At 33.4% G+C, this 23,115-nt stretch carries 19 protein-coding genes, 2 rRNA genes and 1 pseudogene; 12 read left to right on the plus strand and 10 right to left on the minus strand.

All coding sequences use genetic code 11. The features are described from left to right. Both BDW31_RS06715 and rrf read left to right on the plus strand, forming a co-directional pair. Nucleotides 1–110: ribosomal RNA gene (locus tag BDW31_RS06715) — 23S ribosomal RNA — on the plus strand; the annotation flags it as partial. 71 nt (nt 111–181) lie between these two features. Then, nucleotides 182–296 (plus strand): 5S ribosomal RNA (gene rrf, locus BDW31_RS06720). 321 nt (nt 297–617) lie between these two features. Here rrf and ilvA read toward each other — a convergent pair. From ilvA to ilvD, 9 genes are all read right to left on the minus strand, one after another. Further along, nucleotides 618–1,886: a threonine ammonia-lyase IlvA gene (gene ilvA, locus BDW31_RS06725; protein WP_110709375.1), complete on the minus strand. Its 1,269-nt coding sequence runs from the start codon at nt 1,884–1,886 to the stop codon at nt 618–620. A gap of 6 nt (nt 1,887–1,892) precedes the next feature. After that, nucleotides 1,893–2,468: a 3-isopropylmalate dehydratase small subunit gene (gene leuD, locus BDW31_RS06730; RefSeq protein ID WP_037551286.1), complete on the minus strand. Its 576-nt coding sequence runs from the start codon at nt 2,466–2,468 to the stop codon at nt 1,893–1,895. A gap of 2 nt (nt 2,469–2,470) precedes the next feature. After that, entirely contained in the window at nt 2,471–3,841 is a 1,371-nt protein-coding gene (gene leuC, locus BDW31_RS06735; RefSeq protein WP_110709377.1) for a 3-isopropylmalate dehydratase large subunit, read from the minus strand. Nucleotides 3,842–3,861: 20 nt separating this feature from the next. Continuing rightward, nucleotides 3,862–4,899 carry a 3-isopropylmalate dehydrogenase gene (gene leuB / locus BDW31_RS06740; RefSeq protein WP_110709379.1) on the minus strand — a complete coding sequence of 346 codons (1,038 nt, stop codon included), beginning with the start codon at nt 4,897–4,899 and terminating at the stop codon, nt 3,862–3,864. Then, a complete protein-coding gene (locus BDW31_RS06745) occupies nt 4,899–6,431 on the minus strand; it encodes a 2-isopropylmalate synthase (protein ID WP_110709381.1) in 1,533 nt (510 codons plus the stop codon). The genes leuB and BDW31_RS06745 overlap by 1 nt, the downstream gene beginning before the upstream one ends. A gap of 20 nt (nt 6,432–6,451) precedes the next feature. Then, nucleotides 6,452–7,456: a ketol-acid reductoisomerase gene (ilvC, locus tag BDW31_RS06750; protein ID WP_110709383.1), complete on the minus strand. Its 1,005-nt coding sequence runs from the start codon at nt 7,454–7,456 to the stop codon at nt 6,452–6,454. Nucleotides 7,457–7,590: 134 nt separating this feature from the next. Then, on the minus strand, nt 7,591–7,833 hold the full coding sequence (locus tag BDW31_RS06755) for an ACT domain-containing protein (protein ID WP_037538958.1): 243 nt from the start codon (nt 7,831–7,833) through the stop codon (nt 7,591–7,593). Next, nucleotides 7,830–9,563, minus strand: coding sequence for a biosynthetic-type acetolactate synthase large subunit (ilvB, locus tag BDW31_RS06760; RefSeq protein WP_181414821.1), 1,734 nt, complete (start codon nt 9,561–9,563; stop codon nt 7,830–7,832). Before ilvB ends, BDW31_RS06755 begins: the two co-directional genes overlap by 4 nt. A gap of 60 nt (nt 9,564–9,623) precedes the next feature. After that, on the minus strand, nt 9,624–11,312 hold the full coding sequence (gene ilvD, locus BDW31_RS06765; RefSeq protein WP_053025136.1) for a dihydroxy-acid dehydratase: 1,689 nt from the start codon (nt 11,310–11,312) through the stop codon (nt 9,624–9,626). Between the two features lie 497 nt (nt 11,313–11,809). On the opposite strand from ilvD, the gene tsaE reads away from it, so the two are divergent. Genes tsaE through tsaD form a run of 4 tightly spaced genes read left to right on the plus strand, consistent with a single transcriptional unit; the run spans nt 11,810 to nt 14,375 of the window. Next, the gene (tsaE, locus tag BDW31_RS06770; RefSeq protein ID WP_110709387.1) at nt 11,810–12,271 is read left to right on the plus strand and encodes a tRNA (adenosine(37)-N6)-threonylcarbamoyltransferase complex ATPase subunit type 1 TsaE; all 462 of its coding nucleotides are present in this window, start codon (nt 11,810–11,812) and stop codon (nt 12,269–12,271) included. After that, nucleotides 12,252–12,917 carry a tRNA (adenosine(37)-N6)-threonylcarbamoyltransferase complex dimerization subunit type 1 TsaB gene (tsaB, locus tag BDW31_RS06775; protein WP_037551272.1) on the plus strand — a complete coding sequence of 222 codons (666 nt, stop codon included), beginning with the start codon at nt 12,252–12,254 and terminating at the stop codon, nt 12,915–12,917. The genes tsaE and tsaB overlap by 20 nt, the downstream gene beginning before the upstream one ends. Beyond that, complete coding sequence (gene rimI, locus BDW31_RS06780; RefSeq protein WP_053025135.1) at nt 12,890–13,354, plus strand: ribosomal protein S18-alanine N-acetyltransferase; 465 nt, start codon at nt 12,890–12,892, stop codon at nt 13,352–13,354. Before tsaB ends, rimI begins: the two co-directional genes overlap by 28 nt. Continuing rightward, complete coding sequence (gene tsaD, locus BDW31_RS06785; protein WP_070440178.1) at nt 13,347–14,375, plus strand: tRNA (adenosine(37)-N6)-threonylcarbamoyltransferase complex transferase subunit TsaD; 1,029 nt, start codon at nt 13,347–13,349, stop codon at nt 14,373–14,375. The genes rimI and tsaD overlap by 8 nt, the downstream gene beginning before the upstream one ends. Before the next feature lie 378 nt (nt 14,376–14,753). On the opposite strand, the gene abc-f is transcribed toward tsaD, so the two are convergent. Then, nucleotides 14,754–16,697, minus strand: coding sequence for a ribosomal protection-like ABC-F family protein (abc-f, locus tag BDW31_RS06790; RefSeq protein ID WP_110709389.1), 1,944 nt, complete (start codon nt 16,695–16,697; stop codon nt 14,754–14,756). 241 nt (nt 16,698–16,938) lie between these two features. On the opposite strand from abc-f, the gene BDW31_RS06795 reads away from it, so the two are divergent. The 6 genes and pseudogenes from BDW31_RS06795 (at nt 16,939) to BDW31_RS06820 (ending at nt 23,112) form a co-directional block, all read left to right on the plus strand. Then, nucleotides 16,939–17,577 carry a redox-sensing transcriptional repressor Rex gene (locus BDW31_RS06795; protein ID WP_037551263.1) on the plus strand — a complete coding sequence of 213 codons (639 nt, stop codon included), beginning with the start codon at nt 16,939–16,941 and terminating at the stop codon, nt 17,575–17,577. 198 nt (nt 17,578–17,775) lie between these two features. Further along, entirely contained in the window at nt 17,776–18,873 is a 1,098-nt protein-coding gene (locus tag BDW31_RS06800; protein WP_110709391.1) for a YeeE/YedE family protein, read from the plus strand. Nucleotides 18,874–18,892: 19 nt separating this feature from the next. Then, nucleotides 18,893–19,117, plus strand: a complete 225-nt coding sequence (locus tag BDW31_RS06805; RefSeq protein ID WP_037538043.1) for a sulfurtransferase TusA family protein — start codon at nt 18,893–18,895, stop codon at nt 19,115–19,117. 121 nt (nt 19,118–19,238) lie between these two features. Continuing rightward, nucleotides 19,239–20,483 (plus strand): annotated as a pseudogene (locus tag BDW31_RS06810) (ammonium transporter). A 100-nt stretch (nt 20,484–20,583) separates the two neighbouring features. After that, entirely contained in the window at nt 20,584–21,543 is a 960-nt protein-coding gene (locus BDW31_RS06815; RefSeq protein WP_085060369.1) for a LacI family DNA-binding transcriptional regulator, read from the plus strand. An 84-nt stretch (nt 21,544–21,627) separates the two neighbouring features. After that, on the plus strand, nt 21,628–23,112 hold the full coding sequence (locus tag BDW31_RS06820) for a sucrose-6-phosphate hydrolase (protein ID WP_110709393.1): 1,485 nt from the start codon (nt 21,628–21,630) through the stop codon (nt 23,110–23,112). Nucleotides 23,113–23,115 lie beyond the last annotated feature (3 nt).

Here is a 23,115-nt window from a genome sequence, read left to right on the forward strand (position 1 = left end):
CCCAACTTCGGTTATAAGATCCCTCAAAGATGATGAGGTTAATAGGTTCGAGGTGGAAGCGTGGTGACACGTGGAGCTGACGAATACTAATCGATCGAAGACTTAATCAATTTATTTCAATGTTTTGTGAAGCAAAATCATTTACTTACTATCTAGTTTTGAATGTATAATCATTCTCTTGTCTGGTGACAATGGCAAGGAGGTCACACCTGTTCCCATGCCGAACACAGAAGTTAAGCTCCTTAGCGCCGATGGTAGTTGGATTTACGTTCCGCTAGAGTAGGACGTTGCCAGGCAAACTAATGAGACCGAAAGGTCTCTTTTTTTATGCATAAAATTAAAACCGAAGATTTAATAAGAAATCAACAAATAAAAGTGTAATAGCTTTACGAAGAGAAAGCGTTTGAAGCTGATGAATTGAAAAAATTGAGAAGCGAGTTTAGTTGAGCTAAAAAAGCAAGCAATTTTATAAAATGAAGAAAGATGCGAGCGCTTGACTCGAAGTAAAGTAAGTTTCTTAGCGCCGATGGTAGCAAATTTACGTTCCGCTAGAGTAGGACGTTACCAAGCAAATTAAAGAAAACACTCCCATCTCAAGGAATGGGAGTGTTTAATATTCAAATTAAAAGTGAGTACAACATTTTATTCTCATTGATATAAATATTTGATGGATCAAAATCATGAACATTAATTTTTAGTTGGTTAAGGTTATCATGATTCTTAAGTTGAATACCGATAATGACAGTACCAGTGTTTTGAGAAGTTTTCTTTAAATATTCAAACTTAGTAATATCATCCTGAGGTCCTAATACATCGTTAACAAATTCCTTTAATGCACCAGGACGTTGAGGAAAGTTAAGAATAAAGTAATGTTTCATCTCCTCGTAAAGTAATGAACGTTCTTCAATTTCTTTCATTCGATTAATATCGTTATTACCACCACTAACTACACATACTACTGTCTTACCTTTAATTTTTTCCTTATAGTGCTCTAATGCTGAAACACTTAATGCACCTGCTGGTTCAGCAACTATGGCTTGTTTAGAGTACATATCTAAAATAGTTGAACAAACAGCACCTTCATCTACTTGAATATAATCGTCTACAAATTTCTTAGCTATATCATAAGTGATATTACCAACTCGTGCCACAGAAGCACCATCTACAAACTTGTCAATATGATCAAGTGTCACTATTTTGTTTTGGACAACAACTGATTCATACATGCTACTAGCGCCAGAGGGTTCGACACCAATAATTTTAGTTTGTGGACTATATTGATCCATATAAGTACTAATACCTGAAATCAAACCTCCACCACCAATAGCAGCAAATAGATAATCGAACGTAATTGAATCATTACTTGATTGATTCAAAATTTCTTTTGCTAATGTTCCTTGTCCAGCTATTGTATCTACATTATTAAAAGGGTCGATAAAAGTCATGTGATTTTGTTCAGTATAAATTAAAGCTTCTTTTAAGCAATCATCAAAAGTATCTCCAGTTAATATGATTTTAACGTTTTTAGAACCAAAAAATTTAACTTGATTAACCTTTTGAAGAGGTGTGGTAACAGCCATGAAAATCACAGCTTTTAAATTTAATGCTTTAGCAGTATAAGCAACACCTTGAGCATGATTTCCAGCACTTGCGCATGTAATACCTTTTTCTTTAGCTTCACTTGTTAGAACAGAAATTGCATTATATGCACCTCTAAGTTTGAAAGAGCGAACCCATTGTAAGTCTTCTCTTTTTAAATACACATTACAGTCATATTTTTGAGAAAGATAGAGATCGAATTGTAAAGGTGTCTCTTTAACAACATCTTTTATTCTTAAGTATGCATTTTCTACATCTTTAGCATTTAAAGTTGTCTTCACAGTCATTTTATCTCAACCCTTATTTTTATTTTCATATTGTTCTATTAAATCTTCATATTCTAATGTTATGGCTATATCATCTAAACCATTAACTAATTTATGTTTCCATGTATCATCAATTTGAAAGTTAAATGATTTATCATTAGCTGAAACAGTTTGATTTGGTAAATCAATGGTAATTTCTTTTTGAGAAGCTAAATATTTTCTCTCGTTTTTACCTAAAGTAATAGGTAACATGCCATTTTTTGTACAATTCATAAAGAATATGTCACTAAAGCTACCAGCTATAATAATATTGAATCCATAATCTTTTAAAGCCCACGCAGCATGTTCACGACTTGAACCACAACCAAAATTGTCACCAGTGATCAAAATAGTAGCACCAGAGTATTCAGGTTTATTCGGATTAAAATCTGGATTATTTGTACCATCAGCAAGGTATCTCCATTCGTCAAATGCAAAAGGACCGAAACCACTTTTAGTTATTCGTTTAAGATGTACTTTGGGAATAATTTGGTCAGTATCAATATTATCATTAAACAATGGTACAATTTTTCCTGTATAGGTTGTAATAGGTTGGATATCCATTACTAAACAACCACCTTTCTAACATCTACGAATCTACCTTTAATAGCCGCTGCAGCAGCCATAGCAGGGGACACTAGATGCGTTCTAGCGCCTTTACCTTGTCTTCCTTCAAAGTTACGATTGCTCGTAGAGGCACAATGTATGCCTTCAGGTACTTGATCAGGATTCATACCTAAACACATTGAACAACCTGGTTCTCTCCATTGAAATCCTGCATCTTTAAATATTTTGTCCAACCCCAATGCTTCAGCTTCTTTTTTAACTGAGCGAGAGCCAGGTACAACGATTGCAGTGATTTTTGGATGGACTTGTTTACCCTTAACGATTCGACTAGCTTCTACTAAGTCTGATAATCTTGCATTGGTACAAGAACCTAAGAACACATAACCTAAATCAATATCTTCAGCTTTTTGGCCTGGTTTTAAGCCCATATATTGATAAGCGCGTTCATCATTAATATTTTTAATTTTGGGGAAAGGTGTATTAAAACTAACACCCATTTCAGGATTTGTTCCCCATGTAACTTGAGGTTCTAAATCTGTAACTTCAAGTTTGATAACTTTATCAAATTTAGCATCGGCATCAGTATATAATTGACGCCAATCATTGATAAAACGGTCAAAATTTTGGGCATATTTTCTGCCTTTGACATAAGCAAATGTCGTTTCATCTGGTTGCATCAATCCATATTTAGCACCAGCTTCAATAGCCATGTTGCAAATAGTCATTCTAGCTTCCATAGACAGAGATTTAATCGTTTCACCTGTAAATTCAATAGCGTACCCAGTACCAAAATCCACACCATATTGACTAATAAGATACAAGATAATATCTTTCGCATAGACGCCTTTTGGTAATTGACCTGTAACGTCTATCTTTAAATTTTTAGGTTTAGTTTGCCAAAGTGTTTGAGTAGCAAATACATGTTCAACTTCACTTGTCCCAATACCAAATGCAATTGCACCAAAGGCCCCATGCGTGGCAGTATGTGAATCACCACAAACGATTGTTTTTCCAGGTTGAGTGAGACCTGTTTCTGGACCTACCATGTGAACAATACCTTGTTCATCAGAACCCATATCAAATAATTGAACACCAAATTCCTTTGCATTCTTTTGAAGTGTAGTAATTTGTTTGTTCGCAATTTCATCTTTAATATTAAAAATATCTATTGTAGGAACATTATGATCTAAAGTTGCAAATGTTAAATCAGGACGTCTTAATTTACGATTTTGAAGTCTTAAACCTTCGAAAGCTTGTGGAGAAGTCACTTCATGAATTAAGTGTAAATCAATATATAATAATTGTGGTTCACCTTCTTTCCCGGTTAAAACATGTTTATTCCAAACTTTATCGAATAACGTTTGTCCCATAAAAGCATGCCCCCTTATTATTAATTCTTTTTTAATTCATTGAATATATCTGATGTAGTATAGTGCCCATTTAAATCTTTAGTTGTTTTACCATCTTTAATAAGTTGATATACAGCCTGTTCTAGTTCAGACGCCGCATCGTCAAAGTTAAAACTTTCACGTAAACACATTGCTAATGAAAGTATCATACCAAATGGGTTAGCTAGATTTTGATTTGCAATGTCGGGTGCTGAACCATGTATAGGTTCATAAAGTCTTGGTCCTTCTAAACTAAAACTTGCAGAAGGTGATAAACCTAATGAACCTGGAATGGTAGAAGCTTCATCACTTAAAATATCTCCAAATAGATTTTCAGTAACAATGACATCAAAATTAGTAGGTTGGGAAATTAACTGCATGCTACAAGCATCAACTAGTAAATGATTCACTTTAACATCAGGAAATTCATGACTAATTTCATTAATAGTTTGACGCCAAAGTTTACTTGTAGCTAACACATTTTCTTTATCAACTGATGTTAATTTTTTCTTTCTTTGAGATGCTAATTCAAAAGCTACCCTTGCAATAAGTTCAATTTCCTTTTTAGTATAAGTTAGTGAGTCTAGTGCACTTTGATTATCACTATGCCGTGGTTCACCAAAATATAAGCCACTAGTTAATTCTCTCACTATGATAAAATCCGTTCCTTTGACACGTGATTCTCTAATTGGAGAAAAATGACTTGTGCCTTCAGTAACTTTAGTAGGTCGTATATTGGCAAACAAGCCTAGAGATTTACGTAATGCTAATAATCCTTGCTTAGGTCTATTATTAGGATCAGTCCATTGAGGACCACCTACAGCACCCAATAAAATTGCGTCAGCATTTTTACAAGCATTTAAAGTATCATCAGGAAGGGGAACACCATGCGAATCTATGGCTGCACCTCCAAAATCATAAGAAGTTAATTGATAATCAAATTGATATTTTTTACTGATTAGTTCTAATAATTCTAACGTACCACTTAAGATTTCTGGTCCTATTCCATCACCTGGCAAAGCTACAATATTATAAGTCATTAGTGATTACCTTCCTTTTTGTGAATTTCACTAGCGTATTTAGCATGTGCTTCTACATATGCTTTGCAAGAGGCATATAACACATCATAATCAATACCAATACCATTAACAGGTTGACCTTCAATAATTAATGAAACATGTACTTCTGCTTGAGCGTCGGTACCTTCAGTGACAGAATCAATACGGTAATCAATGAGTTCACTTTTATATTTAAAAATTCGATCAACTGCATTATATATAGCCACAATTGAACCAGTTCCTATACTTGAATCTTGATAAATATTACCATTTTTATCTTTTATAACGACAACAGCACTTTGTAAACCATTGGAAACAAACTGCAATTGAAGCGTATCAACTTGATAAATTGCATTTTGCTCATGTTCAGTACCTTGGATAATCGCATGTATATCTCGATCAGTTACACTTTTCTTTTTATCAGCAATGGCTTTGAATTGTTTAAATAATTCAGCCTGATTTTGTGGTTCAATATCATATCCTAAAGATTTCAATTTTTCAGCAAAAGCGTGTTTACCGGATAGCTTACCAAGAGGTAAATCATTTTTACTTATACCAACAAGTTGTGGCGTCATGATTTCATAAGTTTCTGGATTTTTTAAAACACCATCTTGGTGAATGCCAGACTCATGACTAAAAGCATTTTGACCAACAATGGCTTTATTTCTAGGAACGCGTATGCCAGCATAACGAGATATAATATCAGAAGTATTTTTTGTTTCTGATAGTTTCAATCGTGTTTCATTGCCATAGTGGTCTTTGCGGACATACAGTGCTAAAGCTAATTCTTCTATAGCAGTATTGCCTGCTCGTTCACCGATGCCATTTACTGTTCCTTCGATTCGTGTGGCACCATTTTCAATAGCAGCCAGACTATTAGCAACTGCCATTCCTAAATCATCATGACAATGTGCACTATAAGTAATGTCTTGTTTAGAGTTAATGTTCTCAATCAAGGTTTTAAAAATTCGACCATATTCATTTGGATAACTATAACCAACTGTATCTGGGATGTTAATGATTGTAGCACCACAGTCTACTGCCATCTGTACACATTTTATTAAGAAATCTGTATCAGTTCTTGTGGCATCCTCAGGTGAAAATTGAACGACATCAAAGTATTGTTTGGCGTAACTGACGTGCGCTTTAATTGATTCCAAAACCTGTTGTTGGGTCATTTTGAGTTTATGCGTTAAGTGAATAGATGAAGTTGCTATAAAAACGTGAATAACTGGTTTTACAGCATCTTTTGTAGCTTCATAAACAGCATCGATATCTGATTTTTTACAGCGTGCTAAACCACATACAGCTGTTTTAGTTAAAGTATTTGATATAGCTTGAACAGACTTAAAGCTACCAGCACTTGAAGCGGGAAAACCTGCTTCAAGTATATCCACACCCCATGTTTCTAACTGTTTGGCAATCTTTAATCGCTCATCAAAAGAAAAGTTAACTCCAGGTGTTTGTTCACCGTCTCTTAATGTTGTATCAAAAATTTGAATATGGCTTTCCATCTTTAACAACCCCTTAGCTTTTATTTTTGAATACTTTTAGATTTAATGAATGGCATCATTTTTCTTAATTCACGACCAACTGCTTCAATTTCATGACCGTGTTGTTGTTCACGTAATTTATAGAATTCTTTAAAGGCATTTTCATTGTCTTTAACAAAGCTATTTGCAAAATTACCATTTTGAATATCTTTTAATACTGCTTTCATATTGTCTTTAACATCAGGAGTGATGACTCTAGGACCTGAAACATAGTCACCATACTCTGCTGTGTTAGAAATTGAGTAACGAACGTTCTCCATACCGCCTTCATACATTAAATCAACAATTAACTTCATTTCATGTAATACTTCGAAATATGCTAATTCTTTTTGATAGCCCGCTTCAACTAAAGTTTCAAAGCCACTTTGGATTAATTTATGAATACCACCACAAAGTACTGCTTGCTCACCGAATAAATCTGTTTCGGTTTCTTCTTTAAATGTTGTTTCAATTACACCTGCACGCGTAGCTCCAATACCTTTCGCATAACTTAATGAAATATCACGTGCTTGACCAGTAGCATCTTGTTGTACACCAAATAGTGCTGGTACAGCAGTTCCTTCAACAAAGGTACGTCTTACTAAATGACCAGGTCCTTTAGGAGCTACTAAGAAGACATCAACATTTTTAGGTGGTTTGATAACTTCAAAGTGGATATTAAAACCATGCGCAAATGCTAGGGCATTTCCAGCTTCTAAGTTAGGTTCAATTTCATTTTTATAGACATTTCCTTGGATTTCATCTGGCAATAACACCATGATGACATCTGCTTGTTTAACAGCTTCTGCAACTGGATAAACATCGAAGCCATCTTCTTTAGCTTTATCAAAAGAATCACCAGAGCGAATACCAACAATAACGTCATAACCATTGTCTTTAAGGTTTTGTGCATGCGCATGTCCTTGTGAACCGTAACCGATAATTGCAATTTTTTTACCTTGTAATGCATCTTTCTCAACTGATTGATCGTAATAAACTTTAGTCATAATACATTCCTCCAAAATTTAAATAACTTAATATTTAGAATATTCTTAAAATTTTAGATAAAGAAATTATCTAAATTATGTGATGTTAGTGGTGATTTATTTAATTATACTAGCGCATCAATGTACAGCTTAACTCAGTTCTGACTAATATCTTGAACTTCGAGTACACTGACTTGTTTTTTTAACTTCGCAATTAAAATTTTAAATATAGCTTCATCTTCAATATCTGCAGTAATTTGCATATCAGAGATACCTTTTTCTTTAGATGGTTTAACTGTTAATTCATTAATATTATATTGTAGTCTAACGAATGCACTTGTAATTCTGTTTAATGTGCTCACTTGATCGGTTACTTTTAAATGTAAAATTCGTTTCATTCTAACCCCTCCATTTCATGGTTCGCTTTGCCACTTGGAATCATAGGATTAACTGGTTCAGTAGGTGAGATTCTCACTTCGATTAGCGCAGGTCCACTATAATTAAATGCTGAATCAAGTGTTTTAGTTAGTTTATTTGGATGATCAACTAAGAAACCTTTTACACCATATGCTTCTGCCATCTTCATGAAGTCAGGTTGATCATTAAATACTGAATGAGAGAATCGATGGTTAAAGAATTTATCTTGCCACTGTTTAACCATACCTAATGTGCCATTATTGATTAGAACGATTTTTACATTGAGTCCGTATTCAGGCAGTAACGCTATTTCCTGATTTGTCATTTGAAAACCACCATCACCAACAAAGCAAATAACTGTTTTATTGGGTTCAGCTAATTGAGCACCGATAGCTGATGGAATACCAAAGCCCATAGTACCTAAACCACCGCTAGTAACCCATTGACCATGATGTTTGAATGGATAAAATTGAGCTGCCCACATTTGATGTTGACCAACATCAGTAGTAACTATAGCTTCACCGTTTGTAATTTTTCCGATATATTCAATAGCTTCTTGAGGTTTGCAAAATGTGTCATCAGCTTTTTTATATTTAAAAGGATGTTTGTGCTTATTCTCAATACAATGATTAACCCAGTGTTCATGGGAAGTTTTATTTGTAAATTTTTGAAATAAAGCTTCTAGTACTTTTTTGCAGTCGGCAACTATCCCTAGGTCAGTCGAAATCACCTTGTTAATTTCTGATTCATCAATATCCACATGAACTACTGTTGCATGAGGAGCAAATTCATTAGGGTTACTTGCTAATCTATCATCAAACCGACTACCTAAATTAATTAATAAATCACATTCAGTTAAAGCCATATTACTTGCGTAGGAGCCATGCATACCACCCATACCTAGAAATAGTGGATTGTCATAAGGAATAGCTCCCAGACCTAAAAGTGTAGTAGCTACTGGAATTTGATGTTTGGTTACAAATTGAGTTAATAATTCATTAGATTGTGAATGATTGATGCCAGCGCCTGCTAAGATAAGTGGTTGTTTTGCATTCTCTAAATATTGAATTAATTGACTAATATCTTTATCTTTAGGATTTTCAATGACATTATATGCCGGTAAGTCCACCTTATTTACAAGTGGTACGGATGTTTTAAGCACACCCATATCTTTAGGAAAATCTATAACTACAGGGCCTTTGCGTCCAGAATTTGCTAAGTAAAATGCTTCATGAATGATTCTTGGAATATCATTTACATTTTTAACTTGGAAATTAGCTTTTGTAATTGGTGTAGTCATAGAAAGTAAATCTGCTTCTTGAAAAGCGTCTTTACCAATTCCTGGTGTTGCTACTTGTCCAGTGAATACAACTAAAGGGAGGGAATCACAGTACGCATCTGTTATACCGGTAATAGCATTTGTAGCGCCAGGACCACTTGTTACAACCACTACACCTGTTTTGCCAGATACTCTTGCATAACCTTCTGCAGCATGAGTAGCACCTTGTTCATGTCTTGCTAAGATGTGTTTAATTTTACCATCATAGAAAGTGTCGTATAATGGTAAAACTGCGCCACCAGGATAACCGAATATGAAATCAACACCTTCATGTAATAATGCCTCTACTAAAAGTTCTGAACCAGATCTGAAATTATTATTTGCGTCTAAATCACTATCTACTTTTAGACTAGTTTGTTTTGAATAGTCCATAGCATCAGGACTTACTATGCTACTTTCCTTTTTACTTGTCATGTCGAACAACTCCTCTAGTTAGATTAGATTTTCGGGAACTTGCATAATACCACCAGTATTCGCACTAGTGACCAAAGCAGTATATCTTGCCAGATAACCTGATTTCACTTTTGCCTTAAAAGGTTGTAATGCTTCTTTACGATGATTAAGTTCTTCTTCAGTTTGATTAACATCTAAAGTTCGATTGATTAAATCAATAGTGACTTCATCGCCGTCTTTAATGAGTCCAATAGGTCCACCTGAAGCTGCTTCTGGTGAAATGTGGCCGACAGCGATACCTCTCGTTGCACCAGAGAATCTACCATCAGTTATTAATGCGACATCCTTACCTAAACCTCTACCTACAATTGAAGAAGTAGGGGCTAACATTTCAGGCATTCCTGGTCCACCTTTAGGACCTTCATATCGAATAACAACGACGTGACCTTCGCGTACGATTTTATTATCAATTGCTTCAACAGCTTCATCGTGTGAATTGAAACAAATTGCTTTACCAGTAAATGTCTTAATAGAAGGATCAACGCCACCAACTTTAATGACAGCCCCTTTAGGCGCTATATTTCCAAATAATATTGAGAGACCACCTTGCTTATCATAAGGATCATCTAGTGAATGAATGACATCAAAATTCTTAATTTCTTTACCTTCATTATTTTCACGAAGTGTTTTTCCAGTAACTGTGAGTCTATCTGGATGTAATGTTCCTTCTTTTTTCATCAATTCATTGATGATAGCTGGACAACCACCTGCTTCGTGGACATCATGCATAGAATATGAAGAACTTGGTGCAATCTTAGATAAATAAGGCGTCTTTTTAGCGATTTCATTGATACGTTCCAAATCGTAATTAATACCAGCTTCGTTTGCAATGGCTAGCGTATGTAATACCGTGTTAGTTGAACCACCCATCGCCATATCAAGTGCAAATGCATCATCGATAGCTTCTCGAGTTACGATATCAAGTGGTTTGATATCTTTTTTGATATTATCTACTAATTTAAATGCAGCTTCACGAATCATTTCTCTTCTTTGTTCGCTTACTGCTAAAGCTGTACCGTTATATGGTAGTGCCAAGCCTAACACTTCCATTAAACAATTCATTGAGTTTGCAGTAAACATTCCCGCGCAAGAACCGCAAGTAGGGCAAGCGTTTTGTTCCATATCTAAAAATGCTTCTTTGGAGAGTTTACCTTCTTTAAATGCGCCAACCGCTTCAAACATTGATGATAATGTCAAAGCTTTACCTTGCGCTGATAAACCAGCTTTCATAGGCCCACCAGAACAGAATATAGCTGGTACATTGGTTCTAACGGCAGCTAATAACATACCGGGTGTTATTTTGTCGCAATTAGGAATGTAAAATACGCCATCGAACCAGTGCGCATTAATAACGGTCTCTGCAGCATCAGCAATGATTTCTCGAGAGGGAAGTGAGTAACGCATTCCAATGTGTCCCATAGCTATACCATCATCAACACCAATAGTATTAAACTCGAAAGGTATAGCACCTGCCTCACGAATAGCTTCTTTAGCAATGTCAGCCAATTCTCTTAAATGCACATGTCCAGGTACAATATCGATATAAGAGTTACATATTGCTACAAAAGGTTTGTTCATATCTGTAGGATTTTTAAGTGCGCCCGTGGCGTGTAAAAGACTTCGAGCAGGTGCTTGATGATCACCTTTTTTTATCATGTCACTTCTCATAAATAATTTCCCCCCATAAAACACAATAAGTTTAAAACATAAAAAGACGTCCCAATTTATGATTGGGACGTCTATAAGTCCCATTCAATGAGAAATAGGACTTAAACATTTAGTAACAGATAATTACTAAAGTTCCAGTCCTTGCGAGTATAATAAAATAATTAAATTGTCAGTCGGGTTATATGTTTGATTTGTCATTTTAATATACTCCTTTCTTGAATGGTTATATTAGAATAGTTAGAATTGTTTAAAAATTCGATAAACTTAATTTACTATATCATTTTTATTAAGTCAATAGCATTTTTAAGAATTTTCTAACAACTTAATCTCATCATTCTTGTGTTGAGTATAGGGAAATTGTTTAAGGAATTTGTTATAATTAGTAAGTTAAAATTTTTATGACTTAATTTAGTTTACGAGAATAAAATAAGTTACCATAAGTTCTGAAATGGTCATGAATAATCATTTGATTAAAAAAATTTGAAAGAGTGGGACTAATGATAAGTATTAATAATTTGGATGAATTAAATCATTTTGCAAACGTGTTAGTTCGACACTTAGAGCCTAGTGATTTAATCCTTTTAAATGGCGACCTAGGGGCAGGTAAAACTACACTAACACAATTTATAGGTAAACATTTAGGAGTTAAGCGTAATATTAATTCTCCTACTTTTAATATTATAAAATCATATAAAGGGAGTAATTTAAAATTACATCATATGGACTGTTATCGTTTGGAAGATTCAGATGAAGATCTAGGATTTGATGAATATTTTCAAGATGAAGGCATTACCATTATTGAATGGAGTCAATTTATTCAAGATTTATTACCTAAGGAACATTTAATAATCAATATAGAAACTTTATGTGAATCAAAAAGAATTATAAAATTAGAAGCCCAAGGAACCCATTATTTAAAAGTAAAGGAGGAAGTTGAAAGTGAATTTATTAATGATTGATACATCTAATCAACCGATGTCAATCGCAATCATGCAAGATGATATCGTCTTGGCAGAAACTACGTCGGAAGATAAAAAAGATCATACGAGTCAACTTATGCCTGGTATTCAGCACTTATTTGAAGAAGCAAAAATTGAAAAAAATGCTATTGATGGGATTGTAGTTGCTAAGGGTCCAGGTTCCTATACTGGAGTTAGAATTGGCGTAACCACCGCTAAAACGTTGGCCTATGCATTGAACACTAAATTATATGGTGTATCATCTTTAGCAGCATTAGCTGCAACAGTAGAGAATGATGAACAAAAATTATTAGTTCCAATCATTGATGCACGTCGTGAAGCGGTATACACTGGTGTTTATCAAAACGTTGATGGAAATATAACAACTATTTTAGAAGATCAATATTTACCTATTGAAGAATTAAAAAAGCAATTAACTAAAATGAACCAACCATTTCTTTATGTTGGTAGAGATGCTGATAAGTTATCCGAACAACTTGGTGGAGAAATAAAAAATAATTTACCTCATGCTCCAACTATGAAACAACTCATAACTAAAAGTGAACCGATTCATACATTTGTTCCTAATTATATTAAATTATCAGAGGCTGAAAGAAATTGGCTAAACCAACAGAAGCAGAATTAACAATTAGAGCAATGCAAGTAGATGATGTCCCCAGTGTATTCGATATAGAACGAGATAGTTTCAATGATAGTTCGTGGACAATTGATGCATTTTATCATGAATTGAATGAAAATAACTTTGCTAAATATTTTGTGATTGTTTTTAAAAATGAAATTATCGGATATCTAGGACTATGGATGGTTATTGATCAAGCTCAAATTACAACAATAGCAATTCATAAAGACTTTAGAGGTTATGGACTGGGACAATTATTATTAAAATATGTCATGGATTATGCAAGCCATTCATGTGAAGTGATGAGCTTGGAAGTTAGGGTAGATAATGTAATTGCGCAACATGTTTATACTAATTTGGGTTTTCAATATGGAGGTAAACGTAAAAATTATTATGGAGAAGGCGAGGATGCAATGGTAATGTGGGTGAACTTAAATGAATAAAGAAACATTAATATTAGCAATAGAAACGAGTTGTGATGAAACAAGTGTAAGTGTCATTAAAAATGGAAATTCAATTTTATCTAATATTGTATTAAGTCAAATTGAGAGTCATAAGCGTTTCGGTGGTGTTGTACCTGAAGTTGCAAGTCGACATCACGTTGAAGGGATTACGACAACGATTGATGAAGCATTAACAACTGCAAATATATCAATGAATGATATTGATGCAATAGCAGTGACTCAAGGACCAGGATTAATTGGTGCACTACTTATCGGTATTAATGCAGCGAAAGCACTAGCTTTTGCTTATGACAAGCCACTTATTCCTGTACACCATATTGCTGGTCACATTTATGCTAATCATTTAGAAGAAACATTAACATTTCCATTAATTGCGCTAATTGTGTCAGGGGGCCATACTGAATTAGTATATATGAAATCTCATATGCATTTCGAAGTAATTGGTGAGACAAGAGATGATGCAGTGGGAGAGGCGTATGATAAAGTCGCTCGAACAATTGATTTACCATACCCAGGAGGGCCACAAATTGATAAATTAGCTCAATATGGTAAAGATACTTATGATTTTCCTAGAGTGTGGTTAGAAAAGGAAAGTTATGATTTTAGTTTTAGTGGATTGAAAAGTTCTGTTATAAATAAACTGCATAATTTGCGACAAAAGAATGAAGAAGTTGTAAAAGAAGATGTAGCAACTAGTTTTCAAAATAGTGTTGTAGACGTATTAAGTACTAAAGCGATTAATGCATGTAAAGCCTATAAAGTTAACAGACTTATTGTTGCTGGAGGTGTTGCAAGTAATAAAGGACTGCGACATCGTTTACAACAATTATGTGAAGATAATAATATTCATTTATCCATTCCAAGTCCTAAATTATGTACTGATAATGCAGCAATGATTGGTGCTGCAGCATATTACTATTATAAGTCAGGAATTACAGCTAAGTTAGATTTGAATGGCGAAAATAATATGGATATAGAAGAAGCTACTATAGACGTTTAAATTTATATTATTTAATCGAATTAATTATTTCAATAATCATAAGGAACCTCTTTTAACGTAAGGATTAAGATCCACTGTTAACAAGAGGTTTTTTATTGAGATAAAAGCAATTGAAAAGGTCAATAGGGAACGTTTGTACTTATCAACATTAAGTGTATAAGTTGTGGATAAACCGTTCTTAACAATGTGGATATGAATTTAATTTTGTGTAAAAAGTTTGTAAAAGAATTTTAAATAAGTTGTGGATAAGTGGGATAACTATGTGGATAGTTGATAATATCGTATTTTAGCTGTTTATAACTTTTGTTGAAATTTGTATAAAAAAATTAGCTAGAAAGTTAATTAATACTTTCTAGCTAATAGTGAAATGATGAGTTTTTAGATATTTTCTTGTAAATTTTCCCATTCCAACATAACCTGTTCTAACTTCTGTTCGGTTTCAAGTTTCTGATTCGCTAATGATGAGGCTTTATCAGGATTATTGAACACGTCAGGCTGAGTGAGTTGTTCATCAATGCGTGCTATTTCATTCTCAAATGTTTCAATTTTGGCTTCACAGTTCTCAATGAGACGTTCTAATTTTCGTTGCTCACGACGTTGTTGCTTTTGAGAATCATAAGTATTTACATTTTCATTAGCTTCATTTTGATTTGAAGTATCCTCTTTACTTAAATCATTTCGTTCATTTTTAAAAGCTTCAAGTGCTGCTTCTTCTTCTGTTTTCTCGATGTAATATTGATAATCTCCCAAATACATTTGGCCACCGTCATTATTTAAGTCGAATACTTTATTTGCTAATTGATTAATAAAGTAACGATCGTGTGACACAAAAAGAATAGTTCCTTCAAAATCTTTTAGCGCTTGTTCTAACATCTCTTTAGAATCTATATCAAGATGGTTTGTTGGTTCATCAAGGATTAATACATTATCTCTTTGAAGCATAAGTAGTGCTAATTGCAAACGAGCTTTTTCTCCACCAGATAAATCATTGATGACTTTTTTTACATCATCTTGCACGAATAAGAAACGTCCGAGTATAGCACGAATATCTTTTTCATTCATTGTTGGATATTGATCCCAAACATAGTCGATAATTGTTTTATTAGATTTAAATTCAGCTTGCTTTTGATCATAATAACCAATTTGAAGATTTGCACCAAAGGTAATTTCACCTTCTAATTGCTTTTGACGTCGAGCGATGGTCTTGATCAGAGTAGTTTTACCTACGCCATTTGGGCCAATAATAGCAATATGATCCCCCTTACTTACTTCAATATTAATAGGAGATGTTATAGGCGAATCATAACCAATTTTCAGATTACGAATATGCATAACGTCATTACCTGTATTACGATTAAAGCCAAATTGAATGTTAGCACTTCTTGCGTCCAACATAGGTTTGTCAATACGTTCCATTTTTTCTAGTGTTTTTCGACGGCTTTTTGCCATTCCACTAGTTGAAGCACGTGTTATATTTTTCTCTACAAATGTTTCTAATCGTTTAATTTCATCTTGCTGACGTTCATATTCTTGCATTCTGCTTTCGTAATATTTATCACGTTGCTCAATAAATTGTTCATAATTTCCGACGTAACGTTTAACATCGCCAAGTGCAACATCATAAATTTGAGTGACGATTTTATCTAGGAAATATCTATCGTGACTAATAATAACAATGGCACCTTTGAAATATTTTAAATAATCCTCTAACCATTTCGTCGTTTCTAAATCTAAATGGTTTGTAGGTTCGTCTAGTAGTAATAAATCTGGCTCATTCAATAGCATTTGGGCTAAGGATAATCGCGTTTTTTGACCACCACTGAAATCGTTGATAGGTTTATCGAAATCATCTTCATTGAAATTTAAACCATGTAGAACAGTTTTAATTTTACTCTCATACTGATAACCATCAAGTTGCTCGAATTGATTAGTTAAAGATTCATAGCGTTCCATATGTTGTTGATATTCTTCTGAATCGTAGTTAGATGCTTGATCAGCTAGCCAGTTCGTTTCTTCTCTAATTAGAAGTTCCATTTTTTTTAAATGTTCAAACGGTTTTGACATTTCTTCGAAGACTGAAGCGGATGAATTAAGTGTCATTTGCTGTGTTAAATAACCCATACGTAAATTTTTGATTTTTGATATATGACCGCTATCATAATCTTCAACACCGGCAATGATTTTCATTAGAGTCGATTTACCGGCACCGTTTCTTCCTACGACACCAATTCGTTCGCCTGTTTTTACTTCGAAATTCACACGCGTAAAAATATCTTCGCCATCAAATGATTTCGAAATATCGTTTAATTGCAAGAGTATCATTCAGGTTTCACCTTTCTATTTATAAGTTTATTACTCGAAATTAGATTGTATATTACTCTATATTTTACCGTATAACTTAGTTTCTTGAAACTAAGTTATTTATTTTTAAAATATGTTAAGGTATAATATTCCAGTATTCATAATAGGACATAACGACATATTTAAATTTAAAACGTATAGCACTCAAAATAGTTTGGATACATAGATTATAAAATTCAAACATAAAGGGGGGGCATTTTAAATGGCTCATAATAAATCTAAAATTCCACGGGCAACTTTGAAGCGATTACCTTTATATTACAGATTCGTTAACACACTCAAGTCTAAAGGCATTGATAGGGTTAATTCTAAGGCTATTAGTGAGGCACTTAATATTGAATCAGCAACCATCCGAAGAGATTTCTCTTACTTTGGAGAATTAGGCAAAAAAGGTTACGGTTACAATATAGATAGTCTATTAGAATTCTTTAAAACAGCACTAAGTGATAGTGATAATATATACATAGCTTTAGTAGGTGTTGGTAATTTAGGTCGAGCACTTTTGACATATAACTTTTCAATTCATGATGAAATGACAATAACTGAGGCTTTTGATATAGATGAACAGATTGTCGGAACAGAGATTGGTGATGTATCTGTGCATCATATGAACGATTTAAAAAAAGTACTCAATGCTCAAAAAATAAATGTTGTAATATTAACTACACCAGAAGAAGCGGCACAACAGGTTGCGAATCAATTAGTTGAAGCTAATATTCAAGGTATACTAAATTTCACACCAGCTAGAATAGAAGTACCTAATACCGTACAAGTGCATCATATTGACTTGGGCATAGAATTGCAATCATTGCTATTCTTTATGAAAAACTATTCTAATTAAATTTTTATATTTATATTCTTACATCCTTCTTTATAAGAGGGATGTTTTTTAATTTACGTTTAAAATTCATTAATTTCATTTAGTATTGAAAACATCATATTATTAAAAATCAAAAGCGTTTAATTTTAAGATGTTGCCAAATTTAGTACAATTGATTATAATACCTTAGTAAAATAATCGGGAAAGGATGAAATGATAGTGATATGGATGATTATTAGTGGTCTTATAGTAGGTATATTATTAGGGTTTGTGATGCAACGTACACGCTTCTGTTTAGCTGGTGGCTTCAGAGATATGTACGTTCAAAAAAATAATAAAATGTTTTATGCCTTATTAGTTGCTATTACAGTCCAAAGTATTGGACTACTTATTTTAACCGGATTAAATGTTATATCTATCCCAGATAGTACATTTCCAATTATAGGTACAATTATTGGTGGTTTTATATTTGGAATCGGTATTGTATTAGCAGGAGGATGTGCTACAGGTACATGGTATCGAGCTGGTGAAGGTTTGATTGGCAGTTGGGTAGCGCTCGTACTATATGCTGTAACTGCCGCTATTACTAAAACTGGTATTTTACTTCCAGTAATGACATGGATTAATAAACCTACAAACATTAGTGCAAATATGTCTCAGACTACCGGTATTCCTATGTGGGTGTTTACGTTAGTATTAACAATTATAACTATCATTTTTGTAACTAAAACATTACGTAAACCAAAACCCAAATTTGCAGTTCCAAAGCTTAAACAAAAGTATAGTGGCTTGAGACACTATTTATTTGAAAAACGATACCATCCATTTGTGTCTGGTATTGCAGTAGGGTTAATTGCTTTGATAGCTTGGCCAATGAGTATTTCTACTGGAAGAGATTACGGCTTAGGCATTACTACACCTTCAGCAAACTTAATTACCTTTTTAATTACAGGTGATACTAAGCTAATTGATTGGGGAGTATTATTGATTTTAGGTATATTCTTAGGTTCTTATATTGCTGCTAAAGGATCACGTGAATTTAAATGGCGATTACCTGATAAGAAGACCATTCGCAATAGTGCTATTGGTGGTATTTGTATGGGATTTGGTGCTTCAGTAGCTGGAGGATGTTCAATTGGAAATGGTTTAGTAGAAACTGCTATCATGTCTTGGAAAGGATGGATAGCACTTGGTTCTATGATTTTAGGTGTATGGTTTATGAGTTACTTTATATTTATTAGACCAATGAAAAAATTAGAAAAACAAACATCTAAGTCTCAAGCAACAACAGCGACAAAACAAGTACAAACAACTTAATTAATTTGGAGGTAATACAATGTTATATGAGTTAGGTACTGTAGGTATGGTTTGTCCATTCCCATTAATAGAAGCGCAAAAGAAAATGCAAACACTAGATAGTGGTGATGAACTTAAAATTGATTTTGATTGTACACAAGCAACAGAAGCTATTCCTAATTGGGCAGCCGAGCAAGGTTATCCAGTTACGAATTATGAACAATTAGACGATGCTTCATGGACAATTACAATTCAGAAAGCTTAAAACAAAATAGGCATGTAAAGCGTCTATGTTACATTATGTAACATATTGTGTCATTTTATCTTACGTATTTTTGCTATTTCAATTTAGTATCATTATGATATTTTTAAAGGAAGTGGTAATTATGAAGATGGATGACACAATTTTTTTATTTCTTTGCACTTTACTTGTATGGATTATGACACCAGGTCTTAGCTTGTTTTACGGTGGTCTAGTTCAATCAAAGAATGTTTTGAATACAGTAATGCAAAGTATGGCAGCAACGGTTATCGTGACTTTCACATGGGTTACATTAGGATTTTCATTAAGTTTTGGAACTGGGAATGCTTTGATAGGGAATTTTGATTTAATTGGGTTACAGCATGTTGGCTTTGCAATTAATGATCAATTAAGTCCGCATATTCCATTTGCATTATTTATGCTATTCCAAATGATGTTTTGTACAATTGCAGTTTCAATACTTTCAGGTTCAATCGCTGAACGTATGAAATTCTTTCCATTTATTATCTTTATCTTTTTATGGGTGATTTTAATATATAGTCCAGTTGCGCATTGGGTGTGGGGCGGAGGTTGGATTCAACAACTTGGTGCTCTTGATTATGCAGGTGGTACAGTTGTACATATCACATCTGGACTCTCAGGACTAATTTTGGCTATTATGATAGGTAATGGTAAAAAAATTGAAAAAATACAGCCACATAATCTTTTAATCACTTTAATTGGAGGTATTTTAGTATGGATAGGTTGGTATGGCTTTAACACAGGTAGTGCATATACTTTAAATGATGTCGGATTAACATCATTTGTAAATACGATTATTGCTGCAAGTGGTGGCGCTTTTAGCTGGTTAGTAGTTGAGTACTGTATTACTAAGAAATTAAGTTTACTTGGATTGTTATCAGGCGTGTTGGCAGGATTAGTCGCTATTACACCGGCATCAGGCTACGTTAGTTATTTCAGTGCTTTTATTATTTCATTTGCAGGTGGAATCGCTTGTTACCTTGTTATTAATGTAATTAAAGTGAAGTATAAATATAATGATACACTTGATGCATTTGGTATTCATGGAGCTGGAGGAATTGTTGGTGCCATTCTTACCGGTGTTTTTCAATCACACCATGTTAATAATGATGTATCAAATGGTTTAATCTATACAGGAGATGTACACTCAATCTTAATTCAAATACTAGCTGTTGTCGTGGTAATGTGTTATACCATTATTTTAACATAGATTATAGGAAAAATTTTACAGAAAATAATGCCTATCGCTACTACTGAAGAAGAAGATAAAGCAGGTTTAGATCAACTTGTTCATGGTGAGAAAGCCTATTTTTATGGAGAACTAAACAAATTAAATAAGAGATATTGATAATATTATTAGACTAATACATATTAAAAAAGTTACTTTGAGAGATTATTTCTGTGATAAAATAATCTTTAAATGAAAACTAATTTAGGTGATTAATCTAATGAAAAATATATCAGATATCGCAAAATTAGCGGGAGTATCTAAAAGCACGGTCTCCCGCTTTTTAAATGGTGGCTCAGTAAGCCATCAAACTAAAGAAAAATTAAGTCGAATTATTGAAGAACATGATTATCAGCCGAATCAGTTTGCTCAAAGTTTAAGAGCTAAGCATACGAATCTTATTGGTGCTATCATTCCAAGGATGAATTCACATGCGGTTGATGAAACTGTGAAAGGAATTGTATCTGTATGCCATCAACATCAATATCAATTATTACTTAACTATACTGGTTTAGATATACGTGCTGAAATAGAGGCCTTGGAGACATTTTCAAGAAGTAAAGTGGATGGCATCATATTAATGGCTACTACTTTGACTGATGAACACTTGGAAGTAATTGAAAAATTAAATGTACCGGTAATTCTGGTTGGGCAATCCTATCCCAATTTACATAGTATAATTCATGATGATTATCAAGCTGGTTTTATAGTAGGGGAACAGATAGGGCGTAAAAAGCATAAAAACGTTGTATTCTTTGGTGTAGGTGAGGAGGACGTTGCTGTAGGCGTCAAACGTAAACAAGGTATTATTGATGGTTTAAAAAAATACGATGTTCATCCTGAAATTTATTTAACTTCTTTTAAATATGAAGAGGCAAAAAATGATGTTTCTAAGAAGTTAAAAAATTCTAGTGGTATCGATGCGTTAATTGGAGCAACAGATCCTATTGCATTAGCAATTCATAAATTTTATTCTCAACAAAACAATGCTACTGGAAATTATCAAATTTTTGGATTTGGGGGAGACCCAATGACCCAACTTGTTACACCCGCTATTACGACAGTTAAATTCAATTATTTTAAAGCTGGCACATATGCTATGAACCAATTGAATGAATTAATTTTTTCTAAAAATGCAGTATCTAAAACTGTCATTCCTGTTGAAATAGAGAATTTTTAAAAATATTTAAAACTATGGAACCGATACCATAATCAATGATAAAATTATATTAAATTTAGATTTAAATTATTTTGGAGGAATAATATGGCTGAATGGTCAAGAGAAGAACGTTATCGTCGTATTGAAGACGTTGATAAAAAGTACTTAGAAAATCTCAAGCAACAAGTTAAAGCGTCAAGATTTCGTCAAATATTTCATATTCAACCTGAAACTGGTTTGCTAAATGATCCTAATGGATTAATTTATCATAACGGCAAATATTATGTTTCACATCAATGGTTCCCATTAGGAGCAGTGCATGGATTGAAATATTGGTTTAATTATACTAGTGATGATTTAGTGGCATTTGAACCACAAGATACCTTAATTAAACCCGATACATATTATGATAGCCATGGTGTTTACAGTGGTAGTGCTTTTGATCATAATGGAGATTTATATTACATGTATACAGGCAATCATCGTGATGAACAATGGAATCGATATGCTAGTCAGATGATTGCTAAAGTTCAAAGTAATGGAGAGATTACTAAATTTGATGAACCCGTAATTCCTTCACAACCTGAAGGGTATACAAGTCATTTTAGAGATCCTAAAGTTTTTGAATTAAATAATGAATATTATGCGATTATAGGTGCTCAAACAAACGAGGAACTTGGTTGCTGCTTAATTTATAAAACGAATGATAAGCAACTAAATCAATGGTCATATTGTGGAGAAATTGATACTAAATTAAAAAACTTTGGTTATATGTGGGAATGTCCCGATTATTTTAAATTAGATTCTAAGGATATCTTACTGTTCAGCCCTCAAGGAATAGATCCACAAGGGGATCAGTTTAGAAATATATATCAATCAGGATATTTAATTGGGGATTTAAATTTTGATTCATTATCCTTTGATCATAGTGAATTTGTAGAACTGGATAATGGTTTTGATTTTTACGCACCCCAAACTTTCTTAGATGAAAATGGCAATCGAGTTTTAATAGGTTGGATGGGCTTGCCAGAAATAAATTATCCTACTGATGAAGAAGGATGGGCACATTGTTTAACGATACCTAGAGTACTAACAATTGAGAATAATCAATTACGACAACGCCCGTTTAAAGGTCTTGAACGATTACGTAAAAATAAAGAAACGGCATTAGGTTATGCAAATAAATTTAACCGAAAATTACATCCATATGAAGGCAAACAATATGAACTAATTATTGATATTATTGAAAATGACGCTTCAAAAATTTATTTTGAATTACGGACCTCAAAACAAAATAACACCAAAATTATCTACAATACAAGGGAACAAAAAATTACATTAGATCGCTCAGAAAGTGGATTATTGCCTGAAAATGTTCAAGATTTAACGAGAAGTACGATATTGGATTCTCCTCTCACACGTTTGCAAATATTTGTTGATACATCTAGTATTGAAATATTCTGTAATGATGGGGAACGTGTTTTAACATCAAGAATATTTCCAAATGAAAATGCTACAGGTATAGAAACTTCAACAGAGACTGGACAAGTATATTTAAAATTCACTAAATATGAACTTAAGGATGAGTAAAAA

The organism is Staphylococcus sp. AtHG25 (assembly GCF_003217445.1).
In the GTDB taxonomy this organism is placed as follows: Bacteria; Bacillota; Bacilli; order Staphylococcales; family Staphylococcaceae; genus Staphylococcus; species Staphylococcus haemolyticus.